17 protein-coding genes are annotated in these 20,078 nt (G+C 63.5%); 7 read left to right on the top strand and 10 right to left on the bottom strand.

The genetic code is table 11. The features are described 5' to 3' along the window. The first annotated feature begins 29 nt into the window (after nt 1-29). The 6 genes from VLJ37_05045 to VLJ37_05020 all read left to right on the top strand — a co-directional run bounded on the left by VLJ37_05045 (nt 30) and on the right by VLJ37_05020 (nt 7,447). Nucleotides 30-1,298, top strand: coding sequence for a Glu/Leu/Phe/Val dehydrogenase (locus VLJ37_05045; GenBank protein HSA59034.1), 1,269 nt, complete (start codon nt 30-32; stop codon nt 1,296-1,298). Between the two features lie 15 nt (nt 1,299-1,313). Further along, complete coding sequence (locus VLJ37_05040) at nt 1,314-2,615, top strand: TolC family protein (GenBank protein HSA59033.1); 1,302 nt, start codon at nt 1,314-1,316, stop codon at nt 2,613-2,615. Next, on the top strand, nt 2,615-5,836 hold the full coding sequence (locus tag VLJ37_05035; GenBank protein ID HSA59032.1) for an efflux RND transporter permease subunit: 3,222 nt from the start codon (nt 2,615-2,617) through the stop codon (nt 5,834-5,836). The genes VLJ37_05040 and VLJ37_05035 overlap by 1 nt, the downstream gene beginning before the upstream one ends. Beyond that, nucleotides 5,833-6,027 (top strand): DUF2892 domain-containing protein, encoded by a 195-nt coding sequence (locus VLJ37_05030; protein HSA59031.1) that lies wholly within the window; start codon nt 5,833-5,835, stop codon nt 6,025-6,027. Before VLJ37_05035 ends, VLJ37_05030 begins: the two co-directional genes overlap by 4 nt. A gap of 74 nt (nt 6,028-6,101) precedes the next feature. Beyond that, nucleotides 6,102-6,752: a hypothetical protein gene (locus tag VLJ37_05025; protein ID HSA59030.1), complete on the top strand. Its 651-nt coding sequence runs from the start codon at nt 6,102-6,104 to the stop codon at nt 6,750-6,752. Between the two features lie 26 nt (nt 6,753-6,778). Further along, nucleotides 6,779-7,447 (top strand): hypothetical protein, encoded by a 669-nt coding sequence (locus VLJ37_05020; GenBank protein ID HSA59029.1) that lies wholly within the window; start codon nt 6,779-6,781, stop codon nt 7,445-7,447. Here the strand turns inward: VLJ37_05020 and VLJ37_05015 are convergent. The 9 genes from VLJ37_05015 to VLJ37_04975 all read right to left on the bottom strand — a co-directional run bounded on the left by VLJ37_05015 (nt 7,444) and on the right by VLJ37_04975 (nt 15,878). Further along, the gene (locus tag VLJ37_05015; GenBank protein HSA59028.1) at nt 7,444-8,631 is read right to left on the bottom strand and encodes a hypothetical protein; all 1,188 of its coding nucleotides are present in this window, start codon (nt 8,629-8,631) and stop codon (nt 7,444-7,446) included. The genes VLJ37_05020 and VLJ37_05015 overlap by 4 nt on opposite strands. After that, nucleotides 8,597-9,961: a lipase maturation factor family protein gene (locus VLJ37_05010; GenBank protein HSA59027.1), complete on the bottom strand. Its 1,365-nt coding sequence runs from the start codon at nt 9,959-9,961 to the stop codon at nt 8,597-8,599. Before VLJ37_05010 ends, VLJ37_05015 begins: the two co-directional genes overlap by 35 nt. Before the next feature lie 105 nt (nt 9,962-10,066). Further along, nucleotides 10,067-10,795, bottom strand: coding sequence for an ABC transporter ATP-binding protein (locus VLJ37_05005; GenBank protein ID HSA59026.1), 729 nt, complete (start codon nt 10,793-10,795; stop codon nt 10,067-10,069). Then, on the bottom strand, nt 10,792-11,565 hold the full coding sequence (locus VLJ37_05000) for an ABC transporter ATP-binding protein (protein HSA59025.1): 774 nt from the start codon (nt 11,563-11,565) through the stop codon (nt 10,792-10,794). The genes VLJ37_05005 and VLJ37_05000 overlap by 4 nt, the downstream gene beginning before the upstream one ends. Next, nucleotides 11,562-12,533 carry a branched-chain amino acid ABC transporter permease gene (locus tag VLJ37_04995; GenBank protein HSA59024.1) on the bottom strand — a complete coding sequence of 324 codons (972 nt, stop codon included), beginning with the start codon at nt 12,531-12,533 and terminating at the stop codon, nt 11,562-11,564. Before VLJ37_04995 ends, VLJ37_05000 begins: the two co-directional genes overlap by 4 nt. Then, nucleotides 12,533-13,432, bottom strand: a complete 900-nt coding sequence (locus VLJ37_04990) for a branched-chain amino acid ABC transporter permease (GenBank protein HSA59023.1) — start codon at nt 13,430-13,432, stop codon at nt 12,533-12,535. Before VLJ37_04990 ends, VLJ37_04995 begins: the two co-directional genes overlap by 1 nt. 3 nt (nt 13,433-13,435) lie before the next feature. Continuing rightward, nucleotides 13,436-14,584 carry an ABC transporter substrate-binding protein gene (locus VLJ37_04985; GenBank protein ID HSA59022.1) on the bottom strand — a complete coding sequence of 383 codons (1,149 nt, stop codon included), beginning with the start codon at nt 14,582-14,584 and terminating at the stop codon, nt 13,436-13,438. Nucleotides 14,585-14,594: 10 nt separating this feature from the next. Then, nucleotides 14,595-15,653: an AI-2E family transporter gene (locus tag VLJ37_04980; GenBank protein ID HSA59021.1), complete on the bottom strand. Its 1,059-nt coding sequence runs from the start codon at nt 15,651-15,653 to the stop codon at nt 14,595-14,597. Between the two features lie 6 nt (nt 15,654-15,659). Beyond that, nucleotides 15,660-15,878: a hypothetical protein gene (locus tag VLJ37_04975; protein ID HSA59020.1), complete on the bottom strand. Its 219-nt coding sequence runs from the start codon at nt 15,876-15,878 to the stop codon at nt 15,660-15,662. A 142-nt stretch (nt 15,879-16,020) separates the two neighbouring features. Between VLJ37_04975 and VLJ37_04970 the strand changes: the two genes are divergently transcribed. Next, entirely contained in the window at nt 16,021-18,507 is a 2,487-nt protein-coding gene (locus VLJ37_04970) for a PBP1A family penicillin-binding protein (protein HSA59019.1), read from the top strand. On the opposite strand, the gene VLJ37_04965 is transcribed toward VLJ37_04970, so the two are convergent. Further along, a complete protein-coding gene (locus tag VLJ37_04965) occupies nt 18,504-20,066 on the bottom strand; it encodes a S8 family peptidase (protein HSA59018.1) in 1,563 nt (520 codons plus the stop codon). The genes VLJ37_04970 and VLJ37_04965 overlap by 4 nt on opposite strands. Nucleotides 20,067-20,078: the final 12 nt, after the last annotated feature.

Genomic DNA, 20,078 nt, shown 5'->3' with positions numbered 1-20,078 from the left:
AGGGCTTGGATTTTAGGAGGATCTTCAACGTGAAAAAACTCTCGGCCGAATGGGATTCCCCGCTCTTTCGCGAAATTCAAAAACAGTTCGAGATCACCGCCATGAAAATGTCGCTCGATGAGAACGTTTTCTATCGTCTGCGCGTCCCGGACCGCGCCCTGATCGTCTGCGTCCCCTTCCGCATGGACGACGGGACGGTGCGGGTCGTGTCGGGTTACCGTGTCCACCACAACGACAGCCTGGGCCCCTGCAAGGGCGGCATCCGCTATCATGAAGACGTGAATTTCGGCGAAGTCTCGGCGCTGGCCATGCTCATGACGTGGAAGACGGCCATCGTGGGCCTCCCCTTGGGCGGCGCCAAGGGCGGCGTCGCCATCGACCCCCGTCCCCTCTCGCGCCAGGAGCTGCAACGGATGACGCGCCGCTATACCGCGGAGATCATCAACTTCATCGGTCCCGACAACGACATCCCCGCCCCCGACATGGGCACCAACGAGCAGGTCATGGCGTGGATGATGGACACCTACAGCCAGCTCAAAGGCTATTCGGTGCCCGGCGTGGTGACGGGGAAGCCCATCGCCCTCGGCGGGTCTCTCGGGCGGAAAGAAGCCCCGGGCCGGGGCGTCGTCTATTGCATCGCCGAGGCCGCGGAACGGCTCGGTTGGAAACTGGACGGCATGACCGCGGCCGTTCAGGGTTTCGGCCAGGTGGGGGGCGCGGCCTTTCATGCCCTGAGGGAAGCGGGTTGCCGCGTCGTGGCCGTCTCCGACTTCTCCGGAGGGGTCATGAACACCAAGGGGCTCGCCTATCACGACCTCCTCGCCTATGTGGAAAAGAACGGCTGCCTCAAGGGCTTTCCGGACGCCGACAGCATCACCAATGAAGAGCTGCTGACGACGAAGTGCGACATCTTGATCCCGGCCGCCACCGGGGGCGTCATCACCAAGGACAATGCAGGGAAGCTCCGCTGCCGGATGCTGGCCGAGGGCGCGAACGGTCCGACGACGAACGATGCCGACAAGATCCTCGCGGAGCGCGGCGACGTCTTCGTCATCCCGGACGTGCTGGCCAACGCCGGGGGAGTCACGGTCTCCTACTTCGAGTGGGTCCAGGACCTCCAAAACTTCTTTTGGTCCGAGAAAGAGATCAACGAGAAGCTCCACACCATCATGCGCAAGGCCTTCGCGGAGGTCTATGACGAGGCCCAACGCGAAAAGGAAACCATGCGGACCGCCGCCCTCACCCTCGCCATCCGCAAGATCGCCGCCGCGATGCTGGTGCGGGGGCTGTTTCCTTGATCCCATGCTGACTTTATGAAAACATTCGTCGCGGCCGTTCTTCTTCTCTCGTGCTCGGCGGCGGCCTCGGCGGAAACCTTGAGCCTGAAAGAGGCCCAGAGGCGGGCGGGCGGAGAGTCTCCCACGGCGCTCGCGGGGGAGGCGGCGGCGGACGCCGCCAGGGCCGGCGTCGACGGGGCGAACGCCCAGTTTCTCCCCCAATTGAATATCTCGGAGACCTATCTTCGCACCGACGACCCCGTCGCCGTTTTCGGCGGCAAGTTGCAGCAGGGAAAATTCGGCGCGGCGGACTTCGCCCTGCCCTCCCTGAACAACCCATCCCCCATCAACCACTGGATCACGCGCTTCGAGGTGAATCAGCCGATCTTCCGGAGCGGATCGGACTGGGCGAAACGGCGCGCGGCGGTGGAAATGTTTCATGCGCGGACACACCTGACCGCCTTTGAAAAGACCGGGGCGAAGCTCGCCGCTACGCGCCTCTACTATGCGGCGGCGGCCCTCTCGCGTCAGATGGCAGCGCTGAACGATGGCATCGGCCGTTTGCGGAGACTCGAATCCTCCTACGAGCTCGCGGAGGCCAAGACCTCGGCCTCGACCACGAGCCATCTCGTGGCGCGCTCGGTGCGGCTGAGCTTGGAGGCGATGCTCACGAGGTCGGACGGCGAAAGAAAGAAAGCCCTCCGTGATTTGAACGCCCTCATGGGACAGGACCCCCGTACGCCGCTCGTGCTCTCCGATCCCCTGCCGGCCGTCCGCGCCCCCGAGCCCCGCAGGGATTTGGGACCCCGCGGGGCGCGCGAGGACATCCGGGCCTCGGCTTCTGGGAAGGAGGCCGCCCGAGCGAACAAGGACGCCGCCCTCCGGCGCTGGGGGCCGGAGATCCGCGCCTTTGGGGCCTATAACCTCTTCACGGGGAACTTTCAGGACTCGGAGACCTCCTACGAGGCGGGATTCCGGCTGGATTGGTCGGTCTTCGATTGGGGGCGCCACGGCGATATCCGCAGGGCCAAGGCGGAGGCCCGCCGGGCCGAGGAACTCCATCGCGGCGCGGAGCTTCAAGGAGTTGCCGACCTCGAGAACGCCCGGGAGGGCCTTTCGTCGGCAGTGGCCGCCTACCGCACGCTCTCGAACGCGTCGAAGACGGCGGACGAAGGACTCAACGTCGCGGCGCAGCGGTATCAGGAAGGGACGCTCCCCCTGATGGACTACGCCCAGGCCGTCCAGAACTGGGTGGAGATGCGTCTCCAACTCGTGGACGGCCATCTCGCCGCCGCGCAGGCCTCGGCCGAGTATGATTTCCAAAGGGGGGACCTCTGATGGGACGCGCCGTCCGACTCGGACCCTCCGGCCGTCTCGCGGCCTTCTTCGCCGAATCGAAGCTGACGCTCCTCGTCGTTCTGGCCTCGCTCCTCTTGGGATTCCTGGCCGTCGCATTGACGCCCCGGGAGGAAGAGCCTCAGATCGTCGTCCCCATGGTGGACGTGATCATCCCCTTCCCCGGGGCGGCGCCGCGCGAGGTCGAGGAGCGTGTGACCACGCCGGTGGAAAAAATCCTCTGGGGAATCCCGGACGTCGAGTACCTCTATAGCCGCTCCCTGGCCGGCCGTGCGCTCGTCACGATCCGTTTCAAAGTGGGAACTCCGCTGGAGCCCGCCGTCGTCCGCGTTCATCACAAGCTGCGCGAACACTTTCCCGAAAAACCGGAGGGCATCGGGTTTCCCTTGGTCCGCTCTTATACGATCGACGACGTTCCGTTTCTCGCCCTGACCTTTCACGGCGGCGGGAAGGACGGGTACGGCTTGCGGATGATCGCCCAGGAGTTCGCGAGGGACCTGGCCGAGGTCCCGGACGTGGCCCGGATCGAAACCTTGGGCGGCGAACCACGGGAGGTCCGGATCGAACCGGATCCGGAAAAAATCGCCGCGACGGGCGTGAGCCTTTTGGAGTTTTTCGAACCGCTCGTCTCCGGAAACGTCGAAGGCCGGGCCGGAGTGACGCACGGGACGGATCCCGAAACGATCGTTCAGGTCCAAGGCTTTTTCCGTTCCGCCGAAGAAGTGGGCGATGTCGTCGTTGGCCTCAAGGCCGGGCGCGCGGTACGCGTCCGCGACGTGGCCCGCGTGATCGACGGCCCGTCCGAGCGGGTGGACGCCGTCCTCTTCGCCGCGAAGGAAACCGCGCCCGAACCCGCCGTGACGCTCTCCTTCACCAAGCGGCCGGGAACCAATGCGACCGCCCTGGCCGAGCGCGTTCTCAAAAAAACGGAGAATCTCCAGCCCGCCCTCCTGCCGCCGGGCGTGTCCTTCGACGTGACCCGCAACTACGGCGAGACGGCGCGGGAGAAATCCAACGAGCTGATCCGGCATCTCCTCCTCGCCTCGCTCTCCGTCGTGACCCTCATCGCGTTGGCCTTGGGCCTCCGATTCTCGCTCGTCGTGGGCGTCGCCGTGCCGGTGACGCTCTCGCTGACCCTCCTCATCTATTACCTCTTCGGGTACTCGCTCAACCGAGTCACCCTCTTCGCCCTTATCTTTTCCATCGGCATCCTGGTCGACGACGCCATCGTCGTCATCGAGAACATCCACCGCCACCTCCACGATCCGGAGAGGCGCGAAAAGGGGCTGACGCGGATCATCATCGAGGCGGTCGACGAAGTGGGCAATCCCACGATCCTCGCCACGTTCACGGTCATCGCCGCCATCCTGCCCATGGCCTTCGTCCGCGGTCTCATGGGGCCTTACATGCGGCCGATCCCCGTGGGCGCCTCGCTCGCGATGCTCTTCTCGCTCGCCATCGCCTTCACAATCTCGCCGTGGGCGGCTCTCAAGGCCCAGCGGAGGCCCTTCGAGAAGAATCGGAAGAAAGAGGGCGAGGAGGCGACGCCCGCGCGCCGCTCTTTTCTGGACCGGACCTACTATGCCGTCATGGGCGGTCTGATCGATCGTTGGCGATGGAGGACGGGTTTTGGCGCGCTCATCGCCGCCTGCTTGACTATCGTTGTCCTGCTGGTGGGCTTCAAGGTCGTCCGCGTGAAGATGCTCCCCTTCGACAACAAGAGCGAATTCCAGGTGATGATCGATCTCGACGCGGGACGCCCGCTGGAGGCGACGATCGCCACGGCCAGCGAGATGGGCGACACCCTCAAGACCGTTCCCGAAGTGGAGAATTATCAGATCTACGCGGGGACAAGCGCCCCCGTGAACTTCAACGGCCTCGTGCGCCATTACTTCCTCCGCAAGGCCCCGAATCAGGGCGACATCCAGGTTAATCTCAAGGCCCGCGGCGAACGAAAGCGCCAGAGCCACGAAATCGCCCGCGACGTGCGCGCCTCCCTTGAGGAGATCGGCAAACGCCACGGGGCGCGGGTCAAGGTCGTCGAGATCCCGCCTGGCCCGCCGGTCCTCGCAACCCTCGTGGCGGAGGTCTACGGGCCGGATTTTGAGGGGCAATTGAAACTGGCCGGGGAAGTGAAAAAGATCTTTCAATCGACGCCCGGTGTCGTCGACGTGGATTGGATGGTGGACAACCCCCAACCCAAGGACCTTCTGGAAGTGGACCGCCGGGCGGCGTCGCTCCGGCGCGTGCCCGTCGACCGGATTTTTGAGGCGCTGAGCGCGGCCTTCGCGGGAGCCCGCGCGGGTCTCGTCCATCTCCCGGAGAACGGAACGACGGTCCGCGAACCGGTCCCGATCGTCATCCGTCTCCCTGAAGAGGACCGCGCCTCCCTGGAGTCCGCCTTGAACCTGTCCATCCCCGCCTTGGACGGCTCGTTCGTTCTCCTCAGCGATCTGGTCCGGACGGTTCCGGCCGCCGAGGACCTGGCGATCGATCACAAGAACTTGAAGCGCGTCGTCTACGTCATCGGCGACGTCGCCGGCCGCGAGGAGAGCCCGATCTACGCCCTGCAGGCGATGAACCCGAGGATCGATGGCTTACAGGCGCCGGATGGAAAACCTATCGACCGGCGTTCGATCGAGGCCCCTGAAATCACCGACCATTACGGAATCAAATGGAACGGCGAGTGGCAGATCTCCTACGAGGTCTTCCGCGACCTCGGCGCCGCGTTCGCCGTCGTCATGGCCCTGATCTTCCTCCTGGTCGTCGGGTGGTTCCGTTCCTACATCGTCCCAATCGTCATCATGATGCCGATCCCCTTAAGCCTCATCGGCATCATCCCGGGCCACTGGATGTTCGGGGCCTTCTTCACCGCCACCTCGATGATCGGTTTCATCGCCGGGGCCGGGATCATCGTGCGCAACTCGATCATCCTGGTCGACTTCATCGAGCTCCGGCTGCGCGAAGGGATGCCGCTCCGTGAGGCCGTGATCGACGCGGGCGCGGTTCGTTTCCGCCCGATGCTCCTGACCGCCGCGGCGGTCGTGGCGGGGAGCTTCGTCATCCTCTTCGATCCGATCTTTCAAGGTTTGGCGATTAGCCTTATGATGGGAGAGGTCGCGGCGACGCTTCTGTCGCGTTTCGCCGTGCCTTTTCTCTATTACGCCGTCGCCGGCCGCAGGCGAGCAAAGGAGCTCTTATGAAACGTGAACACATCATCCGTCTCTTCGCCGGGACTCTGGTCCTGACGGGGCTCGCGCTGGGCTATTGGGTTCACCGCGGCTTTCTCCTGATCCCCGCCTTCGTCGGCGCGAACCTCTTTCAGTCGGCGCTGACGAAGTGGTGCCTCATGGAGGTCATCCTCAAGAAGCTCAACGTCGGCTCGGAGTCCTAGTCAGGCACGCGGCTTGTTTGCTTGACCCCAAAGACAACTTCGCGTAGTTTTACTCGCTTCACAAGGAGATGCGCATGAAGAAACAAACCCGATGGATCGGCCCGATGGCCGTCATTTTTTTGTCCTTGCTGTTCCTCTACGCCTCCGGCCCTTCCGGCTGCGGCAATGAGAACTGCGGCAACGGCATTCTTGACGAAGGCGAAGCCTGCGACGACGGCAACACCGTCGACGGCGACGGTTGCAACTCCTTCTGCGAGAACGAGGAACCCGCGGGAACCGGCGGAGCCACCACCGGCGGCACGACGACCGGCGGAACCACGGGCGGAACGACCGGGGGTTCCTCGGGAGACGAATGCGCGACGGATGCGGACTGCCCGGCCTCCCTCGCGTCGCCCGCCGTCTGCGACGATCCCGAGACGTGCCAGGGCCACCGGGTCGAGGGCAAGTGCTCGGGGGGCGTCTGCCGCCCCACCAGCATCCCGGACGACAGCGCCTGCACACCGGCGAGTTTTACCTTGGACTGCGGGTCCAATCCGGGCGTGAGCTGCACGGGAACTCCGACGCAATCGGAGCCCGTTTGTCCAGTCGAGGTCTGCAACGACCTGAGCGACAACGACGGCGATGCGCTGATCGATTGCGCGGACACGGTGGATTGTCCCAACAGCACGACCTGCAATCTCAATCCCGGCGTCGGCTTCTGCAGTGGAGGCATCTGCAGCGATTAGTTTCATTCTAAGAACAAGGAGATTCCATGAACGCTCGAATTCGATTTTTAGTGGCCTTCCTCCTGCTGGGAGGGGGTATCACCCTGCTCTCATTCTCAGGTCCCTACGGCTGCGGCAAGGAGAACTGCGGCAATGGCATTCGGGACGAAGGCGAGGCCTGCGACGACGGCAACACCGTCGACGGCGACGGCTGCAACTCCTCCTGCGAGAACGAGGAACCCGCGGGAACCGGCGGAACCACCACCGGCGGCACGACGACCGGCGGAACCACGGGCGGAACGACCGGAGGTTCCTCGGGAGACGAATGCACGACGGACGCGGATTGCCCGGCCTCCCTCGCGTCACCCGCCGTTTGCGACGATCCCGAGACCTGTCAGGGCCATCGCGTCGAGGGCAAGTGCTCGGGGGGCGTCTGCCGTCCCACCAGCATCCCGGACGACAGCGCCTGCACGCCGGATGTCTTTACCCGGGACTGCGCCCCGTATCCCGACGTGAGCTGCACGGGGACGCCGACTCAATCGCAGCCTTTCTGCGAGGCCGAGGTCTGCAACGACGGCTCGCCCGAGGCGAATGACGACGACGACGGCGACGGACTGATCAATTGCGAGGACACGACGGACTGTCCCGACAATACGCCCTGCACGCGCCCGACCGGCGGCCTTGCGGCCTGTTGGTCGCAGATCTGCCAGGACTAAAAGAGGATCCACTCATTGTGCCTCCAGGTCCGGTAAGCCGGGTTGGAGGCACAATAGTTTTCCAGGCGGATGACCGGCGTTGCCGCCGTTTGGGTCGACCTTCGGGAATCCAGGACCAGGTCAAAATCCGTGAAGCGGGTCCCATGCTCCGGCGACCGGCACAGGGCCCGCGCCCGGTTCCAGTAGACGATCGGATCGCAGTGAATCCTCGCGGCCATCGGCTTGTAGAGGTTCATTCTTGCCGACGACCCGTCGGGCCTCCTCAAAACGGCGTAGGCCTCGCACTGGACCAGGGCGTCGAACATGTGGACGCCGAAGAGCCGCCCTTCCCCCGTCAGCGCCGAATCACCCGGCATGAAATGAGGGACGAGCTGCGCCAGTGAGAAAAGCGCCAGAAACGCGTAGCCCCATTTCGTGAATCCGCCCGTGAAAGCGGGGGCCGATCGAAAACTCCTGTCCAACGGGTAAATCGCCAGGAGGCAGAACATGAGCGTCGGATAGAAGAATCCCACCACCGGCCAGGACATGACGTGGAAGAGAAGGAGCTGGGCGAACGTCCCCCAAAAGATCCACCCCTTTCTCGCGAAAATGCCCCAGACAAGGACGATCTCCAGGACGACGACGTAGGTGCAGACGACGGGCAGCCATTTTCCCGCGAAGAACCAAAGAGGCAGGTAGAGGGCCGCGCCGGACAGCCACTCGGGATCGAGCTTTAAGAGGCCCGCCCAAAAATAAAAGAACGCGATGAGGACCTTGAGAAACCGCCGTTTCTCCGGAACAAAAAGGAAGGCGAACGACGCGACGCCCGCCATATAGTGCTGGTTCAAGCGGAGCTGGAAGTCCTGAAGCACGATGGCTAGCTTGAGAAGCGTCAGCCCCAAGACGAACCACCAGGCGAGCGCGGCCCATCTCCTGCGAGCGAAGAGGACCATCGACGCGACCGAAAGCGCCAGATAGGCCCGGAGCAGCCAATAGACGCCGTCGGGAGACAGGAAGCGGGCCCGGAAACAATCTTCCCAAAACGGCCAGCAGATGACCTCGCGCGAGGTCAAGACCGTGATCAGGTCGAGCGGCCCCTTCCACCAAGTGATGAAGGTGAGGACGTGCGTGAAGGCGAGAAGGGCCCCGAACGCGCGCAGGACGGGATCGTCACGGATTTCTTCGATATGACGGCGAATCCACATAGTTGATTGCCCCGCTCTCCGGATCGCGCGCGATGGGGGGACCGTAGCTCCCGACTCTCCTGCGCGTCCACCACTTCCCGGCCGCAAGGAGCGTCCTCAGGTCGGTCGACTGATAGAGGTAAATATGGGCGCGGATTCGCTCCGGTCCCCCTTGAGGAAACGGATTGTACGCGAAAAGACGCGAGACCGGCCCCGAGCCTTCGATCAGGCGCCGGGCCGTGCGCAGAACGAATTCGTTCTGCCAGTAGGGCAGCACACCCGGCCGCTCCAAGACCCTCTGCATCTCCCTCTCGAAGCGGTCGCTCAAGGGGGACAGGAATTCCGGCCGCCGGTCAAGACGCTGGGTCTGCCAGCGGTATCCATACTCCCGCCACGTCGCCCCGCCGTCGTCCGAGCCCTCCAAGACCAAGATGCGCCTCTCCCTCTCGATGAAGGGATAGAGAATGTAAACATTCGCGCTTCGGAACGGGGCGGCCGTCTCCAGCGCCTTCGCCACGGGTCCGGGCATCGTGAGCCCGGGAAAGATAGGAAAACTCAAAAGAAGCGCAAAACCGATCAACATCTGGGGGAGGAGCACGAGACCATAAGCGGCTTCCTTCCAACGCGAGGTCCGGACTTTTGACAGCGGGTATCCCACGAACAGCAGGCCCAGGCCGATGGAGAGGTAATTGAAGGCCAGGAAGTTCCCGGAAAGGATGATTCCGGTCTGCAGGCAGAACCACAGGACCAGTGCGATGAACCGGGCGCGCCGTCCGCAGAATAGGAGGAACGGCGCGAAGCACTCGCCCAAGAGCGTGAACGCCGTTTCAAAGCGATGAAAGCCGTAGGGAAGTTGCGAAAACAGCCAGCCCACCCAAGTGGGGAACGGCATGTTTTGGTGGAAGTAGGCCATGGCGTCCAGATCCCTCCAGACGGGGTCGGGACTGACCGCCTTGGCGAGTCCCGTCTCGAACATGAGACGGAAAAGCAACCACAGGTGCGCAAAAAGAACGACAAATGACGGCGGGTCCTGTTCCCCCAGATAGGGTCTGCGCCCGGACGGCGCCAGAAACCAACCCAAGAAGGCGCATTCCAACAGCAGGCCATCGGCCTTGTACCAAGTGAACTGCGGTGACACGCTCGCGATGGAAAGAAAGACCATCCAGCAGACGGCGAGACCGATCCGGTTCCACCGGTTCAAGACGACGAGCAGCGAACCGCACAGACCGAGGCCGACGACGATGAAGATGCAAGTATCAGACGTACCCAGCCAAAGTAGAGACGGAGTCCTCAAAAAAGAGGTTTCGGCCAGGATCTCCGAGGCGGGGAATAGGCCCTGGGGACCGATCAATCCAAGAATTTGAACCAGGAGGGAAACAAACGTCGCAAAAAAACAAAAACCCAAGACTCGAAGGTAAATCCATCGCGCCTCAAGAATGCGAGTCGGATGGCGCATTCACCCGCCCAGGTAGGCTTTTTTGACCTCGGGATCGCTCATCAGTTGGGCGCTCGGTCCCGAGGTCTTGACGGTCCCCGTCTCCAACACGTAGGCGCGGGCCGTGGATTTGAGGGCCAGGTACGCGTCCTGTTCCACGAGCAGGATCGTCGTCCCCTTCCGGTTGATTTCGACCAGCACCTTGAAGATCTGCTGGACCAGCGCCGGCGCGATGCCGAGCGACGGCTCGTCCAGGAGAAGGAGCCTCGGACGCGCCATGAGGGCCCGCCCGACCGCGAGCATCTGCTGCTCGCCGCCGGAAAGAGTCCCGGCGTTCTGCGCGATCCTTTCCCTCAAGCGGGGAAAAATCTCCATGACATGATCCAGGTCGGATTTGATCCCGGAGGCTCCCTTGCGCCCGTAGGCCCCGAGCTCCAGATTCTCCAAGACCGTCAGGTTCGAAAAGACCATCCGCCCCTCCGGCACCTGGGCGATGCCGTGCGAAACGATCTTGTGCGGCGCCAGGGTATGAAGGGCGATGGCCTCCCCCCCCGCCGACGGACCACGATATTCGATGGAACCGGCCGACGGCCGAAGGATGCCGGAGATGGTGCGAAGCAGCGTGGTCTTGCCGGCCCCGTTGGAGCCGATCAGGGCCACCATCTCGCCCTCCTCCATCCGGAGGCTAACCCCCTTCAGGGCCTCGATGGAGCCGTAACGGACGTGCAGGTTTTCGATCTCCAGGATCACGCGGTCGTCCCCAGATACGCCTCGATCACCTTTGGGTTCTTCCGGATCTCCTCGGGGGTGCCTTCGGCGATCGTTTCCCCGTAATCCAGCACGAGGATTCGAGGACAAAGGTTCATCACCACGCTCATGTCGTGCTCGATCAGGATCACGGCCAGACCGAAGTCCCGGTGCACGCCGCGGATCAAGTCGATCAACTCCTTCTTTTCGGTGGGATTCATCCCCGCCGCCGGTTCGTCCAGGAGAAGGAGCCTCGGCCGCGTCGCGAGCGCGCGCACGATCTCGAGCCTTCGTTGGTCGCCGTAGCTCAAACCCGAGGCCGTCTCGTCCTTCAGGCGCTCCAAGCCGAAAAGCCGAAGCAGGGCGCAGGCGCCGTCCCGGTCCGCCTTCTCCTCCTCTTCATAAGAACGGACGCGGAAGGCCGCCGCCGCGAGCGAGGACTTGAGCCGCGCGTGAAATCCGGCGAGGACGTTTTCCTCGACGGTCAGCGCGGAAAAGAGCCGGATGTTCTGAAAGGTGCGGGCCACGCCCAGGCGGCTGATCGCGTGGGGCTTGAGCCCGTTGACGCGCACGCCGCCGACGAAGAGGGAACCTTCCGTCGGTTCTGAGACCCCGGTCAAGAGGTTGAAAAACGTCGTCTTGCCCGCACCGTTGGGTCCGATCACGCCCACGAAGCCCCTCTCCTCCACGTTCAGGCAAAACCCCTTCAGGGCCTGAAGCCCCCCGAAGCGCACGCCGGCGTTTTCGGCCCTCAAGATCGGTTCCGCCGTCACGGTTTCACCCTCCGGATCCAACGGAGTTCCCTTTGGCCCATGAGCCCGCGCGGCCAGAGGATCATCATGACGACGAGGAGCAAGGCGTAGAAGATCATCCGCCACTCGCTGGCGATGCGGAGGAGTTCGGGCAACAGGGTCAGGAGGGCCGCCGCGACGAGCGAGCCCGTGATCGAGCCCAAGCCACCGAGAACGACCATGACGACGTATTCGACCGACTTGAGGAAGCCGAACGAGTTGGTGTGGAGATAGGTGTTCAAATGGGCGAAGAGTCCCCCGCCCACCCCGGCCCAGAACGACCCGAGGACGAAGGCGAGCACCTTGTAGCGGGTCGTGTTGATCCCCACCGAGCGCGCGGCGACCTCGTCCTCCCGCACGGCCAGGAAGGCCAACCCCTTGAGGGAATACACGCCCCGCGCCATCAAGACGGTCAGGACGAGGAGGGCCGAAAAGATCCAAAAAAAGTTGGAGGACTCCGGGATGCCGGTGAATCCCCTCGCCCCGCCCACGAACTCCAGGTTGAGGACGATGACCCGGATGATCTCGCCCAGGCCCAGGGTCGCGATGGCCAGATAGTCCCCCTTCAGTCGCAGGGTCGGGATGCCGACGATCAGCCCCGCCAGGGCCGCGGTCGCGCCGCCGGCCGCCAGAGCCGTGACGAAAAAGAGCGGGCGCCACGCCCAGTCCGGGAGGATGGGAACGAGGCCCAGCGCGTCCGGGTTCAGGTGGACCGTGAAGGCGGCCGAGGCGTAGGCCCCCAGAGCCATGAACCCGGCGTGGCCGAGCGAGAACTGGCCCGTGTGCCCGGTGATGAGATTCAGGCTCACCGCCATCACGGCGGCGATGCCGATCGTGTTCAAGATTTGAAGGTGGTACGGGTTGATCCAGGGCGTCGCGAATTCTTGGACGACCCAGCAGGCCAGGATCCCCGCGGCGATGACGGAGACAGGTTTGCGGAGGATCCCCATCAGACTTTATCCGAGACGGATTTTCCAAAGAGCCCGCCCGGACGGACGAGCAGAATGAGGATGAGAAGGACGAAGGCCAGGGCGTCCCGGTACGTCGAGGACACGTAACCGACGACGTAGGTCTCCGAGAGGCCCATCAGGAGCCCGCCGGCGAGCGCCCCGGGAATGTTGCCGATCCCCCCCAAGACCGCCGCCACGAAGGCCTTCAGCCCCGGCATGATCCCCATGAGCGGCTCGACCTTGGGGTTCGCGATGCCGACCAGGACGCCCCCGGCGCCCGCGAGCATCGATCCCAGGACGAACGTGAAGCTGACGACGGTGTCGAGCGGGACGCCGACGAGCTGGCTCGCGACGTGCGAAAACGAAACTGCGCGCATCGCCTTGCCGAGCCGCGTCTTCACGACGATGAAACGCAGGACCGCCATGAGGACCAAGGCGACCGCGAAGATCACCGCCTGGATCCGGCCGATCACCGCCCCGCCGATCTCGAAGAGCGGCTGTTCCGGAATCAGCGGCGGAAAGACCTTGGGGTCGGCCCCGAAGAGAAGCTGGCCGCCGAATTCCAGGAGAAGCGAGACGCCGATGGCGGTGATGAGAGAGTTGATTCGCGGGGCGTTCCGGAGCGGGCGGTAGGCGGCCCGTTCGATCAAAAAGCCCAGGACGCCGCAGACCGCCATCGAGCAGGCGAGAACCACCGGGAACGCCGCGCCCGCCGGAAGTCCGCGGGTGATCAGATTCCCCGCGTAGTAACCAGTCATGGCGCCGATCATGTAGACGTCGCCGTGAGCGAAGTTGATGAGACGGAGGACGCCGTAGACCATCGTGTAACCCAGGGCGATCAGGGCGTAGATGCTGCCCCAAGCCAGCCCATTGACGGTTTGTTGCAAAAATTCTGACATGCCCTACGGTTTGACCTCGGCGTGGAATTTATTCGCCCCGTTCTCGATCTTCATGATCACGAGCTTCTTTTTCGCGTTCCGGTTCGCGTCCATGGTGAGCTTGCCGGAGACGCCCTGAAAATCCGCCGTCGCCGCCAACGCATCGCGGATCTTCGCCGGTTCGGCGCTCCCCGCGCGCTTGATCGCGTCGTAGAGGAGACTCGCGGCATCGTAACCCAGCACCGCCATGGCGTCGGGGACAATTCCGTACTTCGCCTTGAATTTTTGGATGAAGGACTGGATGACTGGGTCCGGGTCGTCGGCCGCGTAGTGGTTCCCGAAGTAGCTGCCCTCCACCGCCGCCCCGCCGATCTCGATGGTCTTGGGCGAGTCCCAGCCGTCTCCGCCCATCAGCGGGACGGTGATCCCCAACTCCCGGGCCTGGCGCGCGATCAAACCCACTTCGGTGTAGTAACCCGGCACAAAGACCCCGTCCGGGCTCTGTCCCTTGATGGCCGTCAATTGGGCGCGGAAGTCGATGTCACCCTCGGAATAGGACTGAACCACCGTGATCTCGCCGCCCTCCGCCTTGAAGGTTTTTTCGAAAAAGTCCGCCAGGCCGACCGAGTAGTCGTTCTTGACGTCCTTCAAAACCGCGACGCGCGAAAGCTTCAGGTCGTTCCTGGCGAACTTGGCCATCGCCTCGCCTTGAAACGTGTCGACGAAACAAGCGCGGAAGATGTAGTCGCCGATCTCCGTCACCTTGGGATTGGTGGACGCCGGGCTGATCATCGGAATCTTCGACTTTTGGCATTCGGGCGCGGCCGCCAGGCTCCGCGACGACGCAACTTCCCCGATGACCGCCACCACGTTGTTTTGCTTGATGAGTTTGAGCACCGCCGTCTTGGCCTCTTCCGGCCGGCTCTGGTCGTCCTCGGTGATGACCTCGACCTTCTGGCCCAAGAGACCCCCGGCGGCGTTGACCTCCTCCGTCGCGAGCATCGTGCCCTGATGCGAGCTCTGCCCGAAGGTGGCCGTCCCCCCCGTGAGGGAGCCGTATTCGCCGACGGGAATCGTCTTCGCGCCCGGTTTGGCGCATCCGCCTCCGCCGAAGGCTACGGCGGACACGGTCCACATGAGGGTGAAAACGACGGACGGGAATGTTCGTCTCATAAGTGCCTCTCTATTTTTCGGAGTATTCTTTCCGGTAGATGTCGATCAGCGTCAAGAACAGCGCGAGCATGATCGGCCCCAAAAAGACCCCGATCAGGCCGTAGAACGTCAACCCGCCCAGGATCGCCAAGAAGAGAAAGAGCGTCGGAATCCGCGTCTTCTCGCCGATCAGGATGGGTTTGAGGAAATTGTCCACCATGCTGATGACGAGCGCTCCCCACAAGAACAAGATCAACGCCTTCACCCAGCTCCCCGAGAGAAAAAGATAAAAGGCCGACGGGCCCCAAACGACAACGGCCCCGCCGATGGGCACCAGCGCCAGAAACGCGACGAGCAACGCCAAGAAAACGGGGAACGGCACGCCCAGGATCCAGAAAGCCACCCCCGCCAGCACGGCCTGAACGCCGCCGGTCACGACGAGCCCGCGCACCACCGCCGAAACCGTCACTTCCAGGCGGTTGAAAATGGCCTCCTTGTTTTCGCGGGTCATCGGAAAAAGATCCTTGATGCCCCGGGCCATGGCCTCTCCGTCCCGGACGAAGAAAAAGAAGATGATGACCGTCACGATATAGTTGAGCACGAAGAAGAGGAAGTTGGTCGCGCCCGACCGGATCTGCCGGACGATGGCCTCCGAAACGCCCTGCGCGGTGCGGCCGAGGAGCGGCAGGATCTCGATGTCCAGCGCCGAGGTTTTTTCGACGATCTTGTCCCACACCACGCGCAACGGGGAATCCAGGACGCGGTTCCAGGCGGCCTCATATTTCTTGTCCGTGATCCACGCTCCGACATCCGCGTAGAATTGGAGGATTTCGCGGACAAGCGTTCCGGAGAAGAAAATCATGGGCCCCACGGTGAGAAGGAACACCACGAAAACCGTCGCCAAAGCCGCCAAGGTCTTCCGGTTCTTGAAGAGCTTCAGAAACCTCTTGTGGAGCGGATAGAAAACGATGGTCAGCACGATGGCCCAGAGGATGGGCGTCAGGAAGATCTTGAAGACCCCGACCAATTGAAGAAAGATCAGTACGAGAAGGACAAAAAACGAAAGAATGAAGATCTGCCGCTGCGTCATTGCCGCTCAGTAGCCGCTCTCGGCCTCGGACGGTCGCGTCGCGGGGGCCTCAGGCGCGGTCTCGGGAGGCATTGGGGCCTCCGGCTGCGCCGCCGGCGGCTGCGGCGCCGGGGCTGCCGGCTGCGGAACGGCAAGCTGCGGCGGGGGGGGCGCCTTCTTCTCGAAACTGCACCCGGATGCGAAGACGAGCGCCGCGAGGACGACAAGACAACCGGAATTCTTCATGATCTCCCCCTTCTCGTCCTCCCCTGCTATCATCCGTGGACGGATTTGTCCATATTGACGATCCGCCGGGATTCGTCTACTCAGTGCCCCCTACACCCTGCGGGTGCGAATCGGTCTTGGGATCTTAAATGAGGTGCGAAACGTGTCCACCGTCCTCGAGGGCGTCGGCCGCCTCTTCAAAGTCGCCTTCGGACTCCTGGCAATCGCCGTCGGCGTCTTCGTCGTGGGCACCAGCGTCCTCTATTACCACTTCGCCAAGGACCTGCCCAAGCTCGGGGGCATCGCCGACTACAAGCCCCTGCTCGTGAGCGAGGTGTTCGCCGACGACAATTCGAAAATCGGCGAATTTTGGCAGGAGTGCCGCTATCTCTTGCCCTACGAGAAGATCCCGCGCCGCGTGATCGACGCCTTCGTGGCGTCCGAGGACGAGCGTTTTTGGGACCACAAGGGCGTCGACTTCAAGAGCATCCTCCGGGCTTTTTTCGAAAACCTCCGGGCGGGCAAGGTCGTGCAGGGAGGATCGACGATCACCCAGCAGGTCACCCGCTCCCTCGTCCTCTCTCGCGAGAAAAGCTTCGACCGCAAGGTGAAGGAGGCCATCCTCGCCACGCAGCTCGAGCAGAATTTCACGAAGGAGCAGATCCTCTACATCTATCTGAACCAGATCTTTTTGGGGAACCGGGCCCACGGCGTCCAGGCCGCCGCGCGGAATTATTTCCACAAGGACATCACGGAGCTGACGCTTGCGGAGACGGCGATGATCGCGGGACTCCCCTCGGCCCCGACGGCCTTCTCCCCGCTCGTCAATCCCGCCATGGCGCGCCTGCGCCAGGAGCACGTGCTCTCCCAAATGCTCGAGAATCGGTACATCTCGAAGGCCGAATACGAGGAGGCCCTGAAGGCCCCGCTGACTCTCTATCGCGCGGGCATCGACAAGGATTTTAACGACCTATACGCGCCCTATTTTGTGGAACACGTGCGCCGGACGATCGAGCAGAACTTCGGCCAACAGACGCTCTACGGGGGAGGACTCAAGATCCACACGACGGTCAATCTCGCCGACTACCAGGCCGCCGACCGCGCCGTGAAGCGCGGACTCTTGGAGGTGGAGCGCCGCAAGGGCTTCCACGGGCCCGTGGAGAGGGTCGCGCCGGACAAGATCCGGGAATTCGCGGACCAGGTCCACCTGCAGCTCACGGAGTTGGACGAACCGATCCGCATGCCTCCCAATCCGGAGATTCCCCCGCTCTCCACGCCCATCGAGGAAGGCCACATCTACCGGGGCGTGATCTCGGCCGTGGACGACCAGGGCACCGCGACGGTGGTCGTCGGTCACGCGGAAGGGACAATCCCCCCCGAGAACCGCAAGTGGACGGGGCGGACGCCCAAGGTCGGCGAAATCTACTGGGTCCGCCGGACGGCCGACGGCGAGTTCACCATCGAGGTGGAACCCAAGCTCGAGTCCGCGCTCTTCTCCTTCAATCCCCTGACGGGCGAGGTGAAGGCGATGATCGGCGGCTTCAGCTTCAAGCGCAGCGAGTTCAACCGCGCGACCCAGGCGATCCGTCAGCCGGGATCGGCGTTCAAGCCCATCGTTTATTCCGCCGCCCTGGACAAGGGCTACACGCCCGGCACGACGGTCATCGACGCCCCGGTCGAGTACAAGGTGGGCCGCAACCGGTTCTGGAGCCCCGAGAATTACAGCCGCAAGCACAACGGTCCCATGCCCGTGCGGAGCGCCATCACGCATTCGAACAACGTCATCGCGGTCAAGGTCTTCCACGACATCGGCATCGACTACACGGTGGCCTACGCGCGTAAACTCGGAATCTCGACGCCCATCGCGCGTTACCTTTCAACGGCCCTCGGGGCCTCGGATGTGACGCTCTTCGACCTCACGCGCGCCTTCGCCACTTTCCCCGCGGGAGGGGTCAGGCCCACCCCCCTTTTCATCCGCAAGATCGTGGACAAGGACGGCAACGTACTCGAGGAGAACCGGCCCGCGGTCGCGGATGCCGCGCACGTTTTCGACGTCCCCGGGAGCGGCTCCGGCGCGGGCTTCAACGGCGAGCTTCTGGCGGAGGGCGAAAAGGTCATCGAGAAGGAGAATCTCAAGGTGACTCCGGAGGAAAAACGCATCCTCTACGGAGCCTCGATCCCGCCGGGACACGTCATCAGCCCTCAGACGGCCTTTCTCATGACCAACCTTTTGACGGACGTCATCGACCACGGCACGGGATTCAAGGCAAAGTCCCTCAAGCGGCCGGCGGCCGGCAAGACGGGGACCACCAACGACGAGTCCGACGCCTGGTTCGTCGCCTTCACACCCGACCTCATCACGGGCGTCTGGACCGGCTACGACAGCCGCAAGAAGATCGGTCCGGGCATGACTGGCGGCGTGGTTTCGGCGCCTATCTGGCTCTACTACATGGAGGAGGCGTTGAAGGATCGGCCGGTCTTGGACTTCGCGAAGCCCGCGTACATCAAACTCGCCAATATCGACTCGATGACGGGAGGCTCGGCCCTGGAGGACGCGGCTCCAAAACCCGAGGATCTGGCGATTCCCAGTGGCGAGGCCCCCGCGAGCCGGGGCGTGGATTTTCTCTTTAAGGACTTAAATAATCTCTAAGGCCCCGCCAACGAACAGCCGCCTCCGGACGACCCCGAAGAGGTCGATTTGGCCGCCGAGGCGGCCACGTCCGATTTGGGTTCTCCCGAGGAATCCGAAGACCCCACGGAAGCCCCCACGGCCGCCAGAGCCGCCTTCAAGTTGAGCGATCCGCCGCTCACCGTCTTGCCGGAAAGCGACGGGGAGGCCGTCGCGGTCTCCATGAGGACGTTTCTGACTTCGGCGGGGCTGAGAGAAGGCTTTTGGGCCAGCAGGAGTGCGGCCGCGCCGCTCACGACGGTCGCCGCGACCGAAGTCCCGGCGGACGAACTGAAGTCCCCTCCGATCGCGGTCGACAGGATGCCCATTCCCGGAGCCGCCAGGTCGACGGAATTGGCGCCGATGTTGGAGAACGAAGCGAGCACCCGGTCCGCATCGACCGCCGCGACCGTCACGACCCCCGGCAAATCAAACGACGCGGGATACAGGGGCGACGCGTCAAGATCCTGCCCCGCGTTGTTGCCGGCGGCCGCCACGAAGACAATCCCCGCGCTCACGGCGTTCTGAACCGCCGTCTGCAGGAGATTGACCTTCTCGGGCGTCGAAAGGCTCATGACCCAACTGGCGTTGATGACCTTCGCGTTGTTTTCTATTGCGTAGTTGATCGCCTCCACGGCCGCAGCCAGCGAGGCTTTGCCGTCTGCGTCCGTGATCTTGAGCGGCAGGAGGTTCACGTTCCAGTTGATCCCGGCGATTCCGATCCCGTTGTTGCCCACCGCGCCGATAACCCCCGCCCCGTGCGTCCCGTGCCCTTTGTCGTCCTGGTTGTCGGCCGTTGCGGCGTTGAAATTATAGCCATTGGCGTCGTCGATATACCCGTTGCCGTCGTCGTCCGTCGCGTTGCCGGGAACTTCGCCCTCATTGGTCCAAAGATTGGCCTGGAGGTCCGGATGGACGAGATCGATGCCGCTGTCGAGGATCGCGACCGTCAGGTCGGGGCTGCCCGTCACGGCGCTCCAGGCGTCCAGGGCGCCGATGTCGTACGGGGCGTCACCGTTCAAGAACGTCTGATCGGCGAAACGGGCGTCGTTCGGGACCGTCGCGAGGGTGATGTCCCCCTTCTCCGTGGCCAAAGCGCCGTCGATCAATCCGCGATTCATCAATTCGCCGAGCGTCCTCTGCCACGGCGCGGACTTGAGGTCCTCCGGAAACTCCGCCCCTTCCTTCAAAAGAATCAAGCTCTCTCCGCACCGGTAGAACGAGGCGTTCAGGCGACCCAGCCTGTGGCAACGCGGATCCGGCGCCGCCACGAAAACCGGACGCTTCAAGGCGGTCTGCGCGGCCGGCTGAGCCGTCACGGACGGCATGGATGGCCTTGCGGCCGGTTCCGGCCTCATGGGCTGCATGCTGCGGCTTTGGGGAAGCGGCGGCACGGCGGCGACTTGGGGCGGTCCCGCGCGCTTGAGGATGATGACCAGGGCCAATACCAAGACCGCCGTCGTCGCCGCAATGGCGGGAACCAGAGGAAAAGGCCATTTCTTGCGATGATGGGAATGACGACGGGAGACGCGTCTTTTCACCGATTGATTTTA

Source organism: bacterium (genome assembly GCA_035454885.1).
Classification (GTDB): Bacteria; UBA10199; UBA10199; order JACPAL01.
Note: the sequence above shows the minus strand (reverse complement) of the source record. Positions and strands in the feature narration are given on the sequence as shown.

What these genes read in the sequence shown, in the direction of transcription:
- VLJ37_04980 (HSA59021.1), bottom strand. Translation starts at nt 15,653, where the DNA reads ATGACGCAGCGGCAGATCTTCATTCTTTCGTTTTTTGTCCTTCTCGTA.
- VLJ37_05035 (HSA59032.1), top strand. Translation starts at nt 2,615, where the DNA reads ATGGGACGCGCCGTCCGACTCGGACCCTCCGGCCGTCTCGCGGCCTTC.
- VLJ37_05020 (HSA59029.1), top strand. Translation starts at nt 6,779, where the DNA reads ATGAACGCTCGAATTCGATTTTTAGTGGCCTTCCTCCTGCTGGGAGGG.
- VLJ37_04990 (HSA59023.1), bottom strand. Translation starts at nt 13,432, where the DNA reads ATGTCAGAATTTTTGCAACAAACCGTCAATGGGCTGGCTTGGGGCAGC.
- VLJ37_05030 (HSA59031.1), top strand. Translation starts at nt 5,833, where the DNA reads ATGAAACGTGAACACATCATCCGTCTCTTCGCCGGGACTCTGGTCCTG.
- VLJ37_04985 (HSA59022.1), bottom strand. Translation starts at nt 14,584, where the DNA reads ATGAGACGAACATTCCCGTCCGTCGTTTTCACCCTCATGTGGACCGTG.
- VLJ37_05015 (HSA59028.1), bottom strand. Translation starts at nt 8,631, where the DNA reads ATGTGGATTCGCCGTCATATCGAAGAAATCCGTGACGATCCCGTCCTG.
- VLJ37_05025 (HSA59030.1), top strand. Translation starts at nt 6,102, where the DNA reads ATGAAGAAACAAACCCGATGGATCGGCCCGATGGCCGTCATTTTTTTG.
- VLJ37_04995 (HSA59024.1), bottom strand. Translation starts at nt 12,533, where the DNA reads ATGGGGATCCTCCGCAAACCTGTCTCCGTCATCGCCGCGGGGATCCTG.
- VLJ37_04975 (HSA59020.1), bottom strand. Translation starts at nt 15,878, where the DNA reads ATGAAGAATTCCGGTTGTCTTGTCGTCCTCGCGGCGCTCGTCTTCGCA.
- VLJ37_05040 (HSA59033.1), top strand. Translation starts at nt 1,314, where the DNA reads ATGAAAACATTCGTCGCGGCCGTTCTTCTTCTCTCGTGCTCGGCGGCG.